Source organism: Bacteroides caecigallinarum (assembly GCF_016901995.1).
GTDB lineage: Bacteria > Bacteroidota > Bacteroidia > Bacteroidales > Bacteroidaceae > Phocaeicola > Phocaeicola cellulolyticus.
The window spans coordinates 1-10,751 of record NZ_JACJLE010000079.1; the positions used below are offsets into that span (position 1 = coordinate 1).

Here is a 10,751-nt window from a genome sequence, read left to right on the forward strand (position 1 = left end):
ATATATTGATAGTCACAAATTAAAAACAAATAACCTTTTAGTCATATAATTATGAAATCATTAAAACTTAGAACTTTAGCTTTTATAGCCCTTAACAGCATTGCTGTGTCAATGCCGGTTTTTTCACAATCATCTTATGTACCTTCCGAGAGTAATTTACAGGCACGCAAAGAATTCAGCGACAGTAAATTTGGAGTGTTCATCCATTGGGGAATTTACAGTATGTTTGGTCAGGGTGAATGGTATATGACTAATGCAGGTATCGACTGTCATGAATATGCCAAGGCGGCTTCAGGTTTCTATCCTATACGTTTCGATGCAAAGGAATGGGTTTCTTCCATAAAGAAGGCCGGTGCCAAATATATCTGTTTTACAACCAGACATCATGACGGATTTTCCATGTTCGATACAAAATATTCGGATTATAATATTGTAGATGCCACTCCATTCAAGCGCGATGTAGTGAAAGAACTGGCAGAGGAATGTAAGAAACAGGGCATAAAACTGCATCTTTATTATTCGCATCTCGACTGGACACGCGAGGATTATTATCCATACGGACGAACAGGTAGAAACACCGGTCGTACAAAACATGGAAACTGGAATGATTATTTTGATTTTATGAATAACCAGTTGACAGAGCTTCTGACCAATTACGGGCCTATAGGCGCAATCTGGTTTGATGGAATGTGGGATCAGCCGGATGATTTCGATTGGCGTCTTGACGAACAGTATTCATTGATTCATAAGCTTCAGCCTGCATGTATGATTGGAAACAATCATCATAAGAAACCGATAGAGGGTGAGGATTTTCAGATGTTTGAACGCGATCTGCCGGGAGAAAACAATGCTGGACTTTCTTCTGAATCTGAGATAGGACAGCTTCCTCTTGAAACTTGCCAGACTATGAACGGAATGTGGGGATATAAGATTCAGGATCAGAATTATAAATCGGTTTCCGAACTTATAAGACTTCTTGTCAGAGCATCCGGTAAAGGAGCAAATCTGTTGATGAATGTAGGTCCTCAGCCTAACGGTGAAATTCCTGCTGTAGCTTTGGAACGTCTGAAAGGTATGGGTGAATGGCTTTCCGAGTATGGTGAAACTGTTTATGGCACAACAAGAGGTGATGTTATGACAGCTGATTGGGGAACGACAACCAGAAAAGGAAATACACTGTATGTACATATACTTACAGACAATATGCCACAGTTTGTTACCTTGCCTTTGAAAGATAAAGTAGTGAGTGCAGTAAATCTGAATACTGGTACCAAGGTTTCTTATGAAAAAATAAAAGGAGGAATAGTTCTGCATACAGACAATCTGGAGCCGGAAATTGACTGTATAGTTGAATTGAAGTTAAAATAATTATTACATCTATGAACAAACTCATAAATCTATTATTAGGAGGCTTGCTGTTGGCTTTTCCTGCAGGAGCACAAAACAAAAATATCTATCACAAAGGTTGGATAGATTTCAACAAGAATGGTGTGAAGGATATTTATGAAGATTCTTCACAGCCTGTTGAAAAGAGGGTTGAAAACCTGTTGCTGCAGATGAACATCAATGAGAAGACTTGTCAGTTGGCAACACTCTATGGATACGGGCGTGTATTGAAGGATTCTCTTCCTACAGAAAATTGGAAAAATGAAATTTGGAAGGATGGAATAGCCAATATCGACGAGATGCTTAATGGCGTAGGGGGAAAGTCGAAGTTGGTAGAGCAGATGCTCTATCCGTTCAGTAATCATGCTGAGGCTATAAACAAAATCCAGAAATGGTTTGTAGAGGAGACAAGGCTTGGTATTCCGGTTGATTTCAGTAATGAAGGTATTCACGGACTTAATCATACCAAGGCAACTCCCTTGCCTGCTCCAATAGCAATAGGAAGTACATGGAATAAGGAACTTGTGTATAGAGCAGGAGAGATAGTGGGACAGGAAGCTAGAGCTTTGGGATATACTAATGTATATGCTCCTATCCTTGATGTGGTTCGTGATCCAAGATGGGGACGTACTCTGGAGTGTTATGGTGAGGACCCTTATCTGATAGCATCTATGGGAACACAGATGGTGGATGGAATACAGTCGCAGGGTGTTGCATCCACACTGAAACATTTTGCTGTATATAGTGTTCCGAAAGGTGGCAGGGACGGTAATTGCAGAACAGACCCGCATGTCGCTCCAAGGGAAATGCATCAGATTTATTTGTATCCTTTCAAGAAAGTGATTCGCGAAGCACATCCGATGGGAGTGATGAGCAGCTATAATGATTGGGACGGTGTGCCTGTTACAGCCAGCTATTATTTCCTTACCGAACTTCTGAGAGAAGAGTATGGTTTCGACGGATATGTGGTAAGCGACAGTGAGGCTGTAGAGTATGTTCATACGAAACATCGTGTGGCAGAAACATACGATGAGGCTGTACGTCAGGTTCTGGAAGCCGGATTGAATGTCAGAACTCATTTCACTCCGCCTTCTGATTTCATTATGCCTATCCGCCGTCTTATCGAGGAAAAGAAAATATCTATGGCTATGATAGACAAGCGGGTGAGTGAAGTGTTGAGTGTGAAATTCCGTCTAGGACTTTTCGACCATCCTTATGTGGAGAATATAAAAGAATCCTATAAGATGGGAGGTGTGGATCGTAATATGGATTTTGTTAAGCAGATGCAGCAGCAGTCTCTGGTACTGCTGAAAAATGATGGAAATCTTTTGCCTCTTGACAAAAACAGGATAAAGAAGATACTTGTAACCGGTCCGCTGGCTGATGAAAGTAATTTCATGGAAAGCCGTTATGGTCCGAACAGACTGGAGAAAGTAACGGTACTGAAAGGTTTGCGCAACTATCTTCAAGGCAGTGTGGAGGTAGATTATGCCAAAGGTTGTGATATAATCAATGAAGGATGGCCTTCAACGGAGATATTGCCTGAGTCTCTTTCGGATTCAGAAAAGGACGGTATTCAGAATGCTGTTGAAAAGGCTGAGGATTGTGATGTCATTATAGCTGTGTTGGGAGAAGATGAATACAGGACTGGTGAAAGCCGTTCGCGTACTTCGCTTGATTTTCCCGGACGCCAGCAGGAATTGCTTGAAGCCTTGTATGCTACAGGGAAACCTGTTGTACTGGTATTGATAAACGGACAGCCTCTTACTATCAACTGGGCAGATAAGTATATACCTTCAATTCTAGAAACATGGTTTCCAAGTTGTCAGGGAGGAACGGTAATAGCCGAAACACTGTTTGGCGATTATAATCCTGGTGGAAAACTCACTGTTACTTTCCCAAAATCTGTCGGTCAGATAGAGTTGAACTTCCCTTTCAAGCCCGGTTCACATGGAAGTCAGCCGGGATTCGGTCCTAATGGTTCCGGTTCTACACGTGTGTTGGGTGAGCTTTATCCTTTTGGTCATGGACTGAGTTATACAAGTTTTGAATATTCAGATATGAATGTTTCTCCTCTTGAGCAGGGAACTCAGGGAAATTATACAATAACTTTCAACATCACCAATACTGGAAAGCGTCAGGGAGATGAGGTTGTCCAGCTTTATGTACGCGACAAGTATAGCAGTGTCATAGCATACGATTCTGTATTGCGCGGTTTCGAGCGTGTCTCCTTAAATCCGGGCGAAACAAAACAGGTGACATTTGAACTTACTCCTGAGGATTTACAGCTGTTGGACCGTAATATGCAATGGACAGTAGAACCTGGTGAATTTGAATTCATGATAGGTGCCTCAAGCAAGGATATAAAGTTGAGGAAGACGGTAAAGGCATTATAATGGGAATTTAATTATTTTCTGAAAGATGATATACTTTATATGTAGTCTGAAAAGTAATCAGTATTTTTGCCGTTAATTATGAGAAAAACAATTATTTCCATCCTGATGATGTGTGGCGTTTTTCAGATTGGAACGCCGTTCATCTATGCACAGACCGCTGTTGATAGAGGTCTGAACAGTATTAACCGTGTTTCTGCCGAAGCTATTGTCGGTTTTCTGGCAGATGATGAACTACAAGGTAGAGAAGCCGGAACAATATATTCGCGTATTGCGGCACGTTATCTGGCTGCCAGTCTGAAAGAGGCTGGTATTAACCCTCTCTATGGTGACAGTTATTTCCAGCATTTTGAGGCCTGTGCCAAAGAAAGGCAACAGAAAGGAGCTCGCTGGCAGGTTCATCCTGATTCTATCTCTAGTTTGAAGAATGGTACATACCGTGTATTACGCATGGCTAATGTATTGGGTATTATCCCCGGAGAGAAAACTGACGAATATGTTATTGTTGGTGCACATTTCGATCATTTGGGTGTTGATGAGACTCTATCCAATGATCCTATTTATAATGGAGCTGACGATAATGCATCTGGCGTTTCGGCTGTATTGCAGATTGCGCGTGCCTTTAAGGCAAGCGGTAAGAAGCCAATGCGAAATGTTGTAATTGCTTTTTGGGATGGTGAGGAGAAAGGACTGCTGGGTTCACGCTATTTCGTACAGAGCTGTGATTTTATCGGCAAAGTAAAGGGGTATTTGAATTTTGATATGATAGGGCGTAACAGCAAACCAGACAATCCGAATCATGTAGTTTACTTCTATACTGCTTCACATCCGGCTTTCGGAAAGTGGCTTAAAGATGATATCATCCGCTATGGACTTCATCTGGAGCCTGATTATCGTTCATGGAATCGTCCTGTAGGAGGTAGTGATAATGCATCTTTTGCTGTACTTGATATACCTATCATATGGTATCATACAGACGGACATCCTGATTATCATCAGCCATCGGATCATGCAGACAGGCTGAATTGGGAAAAGGTGGTGGATATAACCAAGGCTTCTTTTCTTAATATGTGGAATTTGGCGAATGAATCGGATTATTGATTGTTTACGGTCAGGAATTTAAGGTTCTTATATAATTGAATAGGCTGTCCCAAATATTTGAGGCAGCCTATTTTACTAATGAGAAACTTAGTCCAGTATTTAGTCTTTGTATTATTCTGCTGTAATTTCAATTACATGACTCTGGGCATATTTAAATGTAAATACTTCCAGACCAACTTTCATGAGGTAATCGCCTGAATAAACTTTTCCGTTTGACTTGAATGTTGATTCTGTATCAGGCATAAGGTTTATTTCTTCTACTTTATACATTTTGTTTGCGTCAAGTCCCTGAAGTTTTACGTTCATCAGTTTTTCGTGGAATCTAGGATTTACGTCGTAAGCGAACAATACTGCTTTGTTCTGGTCTTTACTTACATAGTTCACTGCCATGTGGTTTGACTTGTATGGTGAAACCAGACGGTACTGGTCACCGTCCATGATTGCAGGATTCAGTCTCTTCCAGTTGCTAACGGCAGTCTGGCAGTATTCCAGTTCTTCTGCACTCATTTCTTTAAGACCTATATCGAAACCGAGCTTGCACATAGAAGCTACATCGGTACGGAATTTCACTGAAGTGTTCTTGTTCCAGCTTGTAACGTGTGCACACATAGCTTTTGCAGGGAAGAACTGTGAGAATCCCCACTGAATGTAGATACGTTCTATCGGGTCTGTATTGTCGCTGCACCAGAATTCTGTGAAGTATTTCAGTGCTTCGTAGTCGCAACGCGCACCACCGCCTGAACAAAGCATCATCGGTACATCTGGATAGTTTTCCTTTACACGTTTCATTACATTATATACACCGCGTATATGGTCAATGTACATATTACCCTGTTTGTTCTTCAGATATGGAGAGTAGATGTTTGTGATAGGACTGTTGCAATCCCATTTGAAGAATGCTATCTCAGGGTTTTCTTTCATCAGATTTTCAACTACGCTGTAAACGTAATCCTGTACTTTGGGGTTGCTCAGGTCAAGGACAAGCTGGTTACGGTAGTAGTAAGTTTCTCTGTTTTCATCGTGTATAGCCCAGTCCGGATGTTTTTCGAACAGTTCGCTCTTAGAGTTCACCATTTCAGGTTCAATCCATATACCGAATTTCACTCCGGCTTCTTTTGCTGAGTTAACCAGTGCAGGAATACCTCCAGGCAGTTTGCTGTGTGTCACTTCCCAGTCGCCAAGTCCGGCTTTGTCATCTTTACGTGGATATTTGTTTGCAAACCATCCGTCGTCAAGAAGGAACATATCTACACCAAGATGTTTTGCTTCTTTCATCAGTTCTGCCAATATTTCCTGGTCAAAATCGAATGCGGTGTTTTCCCAGTTGTTCAGAAGAGTAAGTCTTTCGCCTTTTCCGTTTTTCAGACTGTAGTTTCTGGCCCAGTTGTGGAAGTTACGGCTTCCTTCTGAAGTTCCGTTATAGCTAAGAGTGAATATGAATTCAGGTGTAGTGAATACTTCGTTTTTAGGAAGTTCGTAGTTTGATGCATAAGGATTGATAGCTGGAATTACACGCAAATTGCCAACGTTATCTACTTCGAAAGTGAAACGGAAGTTACCTGTCCATCCCAGTGTTCCCATCAGTACTTCTCCTTGGTTTTCAGCTACAGGCTGGTCAAGTCCTACTTCGAAGAAAGGATGTGTGTGCATGGCTGCACGGCTTCCAAGTTTTGTGTCGATTACTTTTTTTCCAAACTGAAGCTGTTGGCTACTCATCTGTGCTTCTTTTGCCCAGTCGCTGCTGAATTCTGTCAGATAGTATGATGCACGGTTGAAGTATAGCATTGTCGAAGCATAAGTGGAAAGAATGATAGGTTTCTTTTCCTGATGCTTGATTTCGCTCCATGTCTTGATTATGTTTTCTTCAGGATATGCCACATAGTGTAGTGTAACATCTACAGGATATTTGTCATCGCGAAGATTGATTGTAGTTTGTGTACCGCCTTCCACTTCTTTTGTAGATGAAGACACATAATATAAATATGTAGATGTCTTTCCATCGTTATGAGTGATTGCTAATGCAGGCTCATAGAATTCTTCGTTACCGGAACCGCTGTAAACTTCCCATCCACGCTGGCTTACACTGGCATCAGATCCAGGATGTACATCCCATCTTAAATTCTTTATGTCTTCTTCGTGAAGTAATTTTTCACCTAAATAGGTTTGATACAGACGGCCGTTGTCGGCTACCTGGAGTATCAGGTCTGTCTGATTTGTTGAAATACGGAATACTTTGTTTTCTGCATTTGTGTGTAAAGTCATACACGCAAGTGCACCGGCGATGATTAATTTTTTCATGGTTATTATTTTTAGTTATTGAGTTTTTTACCTTTTGGTGATAAAAAATAATGTTTTTCAATGAACGATATACAAATATAAGATTAATCACCCATCTATTTAGGTTATAGTAGATGTAAAGTAGATTGTTTTATTATATATTATTATGTAATTACCATAAAATCAGTTGTTTAAATGTTATAGTTTTAGCGTGTTAAGTAGATTTTGATTTATCGGAAACTTTATTTATTTTTGTGTCATACTCCTCAATTAATGATTTATGAAGAAAATATTTTTATTTTTTCTGCTTATAATTAAAGTGTCATTTATCAGTGCGGTGAATGATATTGAAAAGTTATATGATGAACTTGATGCGGTTCTTTTACGTAGAGATGAAATTTGTTTGAGGAAGGAGGCTCGTATTGACAGTATCAAGAACATGAAAACTCATTATATGAGTAATGCAGAATTGTTTGAGTTGTATAGTAAAGTTTTTGATGAATATTATACATACAGGTCAGACTCTGCACTTTATTATTTGTCGTTGATGGATGAAATGGCATTAAAATCTGGAGCCGACTCATATGTTCATCGGTGTAAGATTAACCGTTCTCTGCTGCTTGCTACAACCGGATATTTTTCCCAGTCGCTGGACATACTTAACAGTATAGAGAGAAATAAAATAGACAAATCGTTGCTTTTGGATTATTTTTCTGCGTATGAGTGGGTTTATAGTGTATGGAGCGAATATTCAGCCAATGATGATTTTTCCATTGATTTTAAAGATAAAGAAGTTCTGTATATTGACTCTATGCTTATGGTGATGAATCCTTCATCTAAGGAATATATGTATTTCAGTGGTGAATTGGCTGCAAGAAAAGGAAAACAGCCGGAAGCACAGAAATTTTATGAAAAAGCGTTGCAAGGTTTGAAAATAGATACACGATTGTATGCATGCGTAACGTGCGGTCTGGCTTTTGCGCATAAAAGACAGGGAAATATGCAGGAGTATGAAAAATATCTTGTGATGTCTGCCATTTCGGATATAACTTGTCCGTTGAAGGAAAATCTGTCTATGCAGGAGCTTGCGATGTTGCTATATCAGAGTCAGAAGCCTGATTTGGAGAGGGCAAACAGATATATCAATTATTCTATGGAGGATGCAATGTTTTATAATAACAGATTGAGAATGCTTGAGATAGCAAAAAAATTTCCTCCTATAGTAAATACTTATCAGAATAAATGGATTGAAAAGAATAAGGTGCTTGTAAGGTCGGTTTATTTTATAAGTTTCCTAAGTATTATGTTGGTTTTTGCTATGCTCTATATTTTCAGACAATTTAAGTTGCTGGGCAGGCAGAGGGCTATTGTAACAGAGATGAATATGCAGCTTAAAAACTTGAATTCTGAACTTTTGAAAACTAATCGTACGCGTGAGGAATATGTCAGTCTTTTTATAGAACTGTGTGCTGCATATATAGATAAGCTTAACAACTATCAGGATTTGGTGAAGAGAAAAGTGAAAGCAAGGCAGATTGATGACTTGCTGAAAATGTCAAACAACAGCAAAATGACTGACAGTGATGCAAGGCAGTTCTTTGTGAATTTTGATACGGCTTTTCTTACACTCTATCCTAATTTTGTTAATGAGTTTAATTTGCTTTTGAGGGAAGATGAAAGTATTATTCCTGGAAAGGGGGAGATTATGAACACCGAATTGAGGATTTTTGCTCTTATCAGATTGGGAATAAAGGATAGTTCCAGAATAGCGACTTTGTTGTTCTACTCTCCTCAGACTATTTATAATTATAGGACTGCAGTCAAGAATAAGGCAAAAAACAGAGAGGAATTTGAGGAACAGGTGAGAAACTTATGTCCTATTGTGTAATTGTATTAATGTTATTCAAATTTATATTTTACGATTTTATTATTACTTTTTATTGGATATATATGTTTATTTGTTATTTTTGCGCTCAAAATAATAACAAATGGATTTATCTTCAATAGTAAGTTTCTTTAAGGATTTCAGTTCGTTGGTTTGGGGATGGCCAATGATAATTATGCTTTTGGGTACACATCTTTTCCTGACTATAAGGTTAAGATTTCCTCAGTTATATTTATTTAAAGCCTTGAAACTCTCGTTCTCTAAAGAGGGTAATGCTGATGGTGATGTTAGCCAGTTCGGAGCGTTGGCCACTTCTTTGGCTGCAACTATAGGAACGGGAAATATCATAGGCGTGGCAACGGCTGTGGCTTTAGGTGGACCGGGAGCTGTATTCTGGTGTTGGCTTACAGGAGTTCTTGGTATGTCAACAAAATATGCCGAAGGTCTTCTTGCCGTAAAGTATAGGGTGAAAAATTCTTCAGGTGAAATGATAGGAGGACCTATGTATGCACTTGAAAAAGGTCTTGGTATGAAGTGGCTGGGTATATTATTCTGTATTTTTACAGCACTGGCTGCTTTTGGAATAGGAAATACTGTGCAGGCTAATTCTATCTCTCTTTTACTTAATGAGTCGTATAATATATCTCCGCATTTTAGCGGTATATGTATGAGTGTCCTCACTGCTCTCGTAGTGATTTTCGGTGTGAAAGGTATAGCGAAAGTTTGCACTGCACTCGTTCCGTTTATGGCTGTTATGTATGTCTTGGGGTGTATATATATCCTGATTGTCAACCATGCTTATTTGGGACAGGCTTTTAACCTCATATTCGAGTCTGCATTTTCTGCAAGAGCTGCAGGAAGTGGTTTCGCTGGTACTACCGTAATGATGGCTGCCAGATATGGTATAGCGAGAGGACTTTTTTCAAATGAATCGGGTTTGGGGTCGGCGCCTATCGTAGCTGCAGCTGCACAAACCCGCAATCCCGTAAGACAGGCTCTTGTTTCTTCTACCGGAACTTTTTGGGATACAGTGGTGATTTGTGCTCTTACAGGACTTGTTTTGGTTAGTAGTATTCTGGCTTATCCGGATATAGACCATACAAGTGATGCGGCTTTGACAAAGATGGCTTTTGCCAAAATTCCATATATAGGAACTCCGGTTCTTTCATTTGGTATAGTGACATTTGCTTTCAGTACTATTTTGGGATGGACATATTATTCGCAGAAAGCAGTAGAATATCTTGGAGGGAAAAAGGTTATGCTTGCATACAGGATAGTATGGATTATTATGATTTATGTAGGTTCTGTAGTTAATTTGTCTCTTGTATGGAGCTTTGCTGATATAGTCAATGCTTTTATGGCTGTACCAAATCTTATATCATTGTTATTGCTGTCTGGAGTGATAGTGAAAGAGACTAGAAAATATTTGTGGAATAATCGTCTTGATGATTATGATGATTCTCTGTCATGAGTAGAAGTGGTATGTTTTATTAATATTATTATAATGTGTAATATTAAGTGTTATTTTCAAGTATTGTAACAGTATCGAAAAAAATATTCTTTATTTTTTCATTGATTAACAAAGAGTTATCTGTATTCTTGTAATTTTTTTGAAAAAAAAGTTGTGCAAAGTATTGCAGGAATAAAAAAAGTGCGTACCTTTGCACCCGCAATCGAAAATGATACGGTTGCTAAACAAGAAGTTCTTT

6 protein-coding genes are annotated in these 10,751 nt (G+C 39.2%); 5 read left to right on the plus strand and 1 reads right to left on the minus strand.

All coding sequences use genetic code 11. The features are described 5' to 3' along the window. Positions 1 to 111 precede the first annotated feature (111 nt). The 3 genes from H6A61_RS14455 to H6A61_RS14465 all read left to right on the plus strand — a co-directional run bounded on the left by H6A61_RS14455 (position 112) and on the right by H6A61_RS14465 (position 4,880). Complete coding sequence (locus tag H6A61_RS14455) at positions 112 to 1,368, plus strand: alpha-L-fucosidase (RefSeq protein ID WP_239469245.1); 1,257 nt, start codon at positions 112 to 114, stop codon at positions 1,366 to 1,368. Between the two features lie 11 nt (positions 1,369 to 1,379). Continuing rightward, positions 1,380 to 3,782: a glycoside hydrolase family 3 N-terminal domain-containing protein gene (locus H6A61_RS14460; RefSeq protein ID WP_204394581.1), complete on the plus strand. Its 2,403-nt coding sequence runs from the start codon at positions 1,380 to 1,382 to the stop codon at positions 3,780 to 3,782. A 108-nt stretch (positions 3,783 to 3,890) separates the two neighbouring features. Then, complete coding sequence (locus H6A61_RS14465) at positions 3,891 to 4,880, plus strand: M28 family metallopeptidase (protein ID WP_430746820.1); 990 nt, start codon at positions 3,891 to 3,893, stop codon at positions 4,878 to 4,880. Between the two features lie 111 nt (positions 4,881 to 4,991). Here H6A61_RS14465 and H6A61_RS14470 read toward each other — a convergent pair whose 3' ends face one another. Further along, positions 4,992 to 7,178, minus strand: a complete 2,187-nt coding sequence (locus H6A61_RS14470; RefSeq protein WP_204394583.1) for an alpha-galactosidase — start codon at positions 7,176 to 7,178, stop codon at positions 4,992 to 4,994. A gap of 259 nt (positions 7,179 to 7,437) precedes the next feature. Between H6A61_RS14470 and H6A61_RS14475 the strand changes: the two genes are divergently transcribed. Further along, positions 7,438 to 9,045: a DUF6377 domain-containing protein gene (locus H6A61_RS14475; RefSeq protein WP_204394584.1), complete on the plus strand. Its 1,608-nt coding sequence runs from the start codon at positions 7,438 to 7,440 to the stop codon at positions 9,043 to 9,045. 100 nt (positions 9,046 to 9,145) lie between these two features. Continuing rightward, entirely contained in the window at positions 9,146 to 10,513 is a 1,368-nt protein-coding gene (locus tag H6A61_RS14480; protein WP_204394585.1) for an alanine/glycine:cation symporter family protein, read from the plus strand. The last annotated feature ends 238 nt before the right edge of the window (positions 10,514 to 10,751 follow it).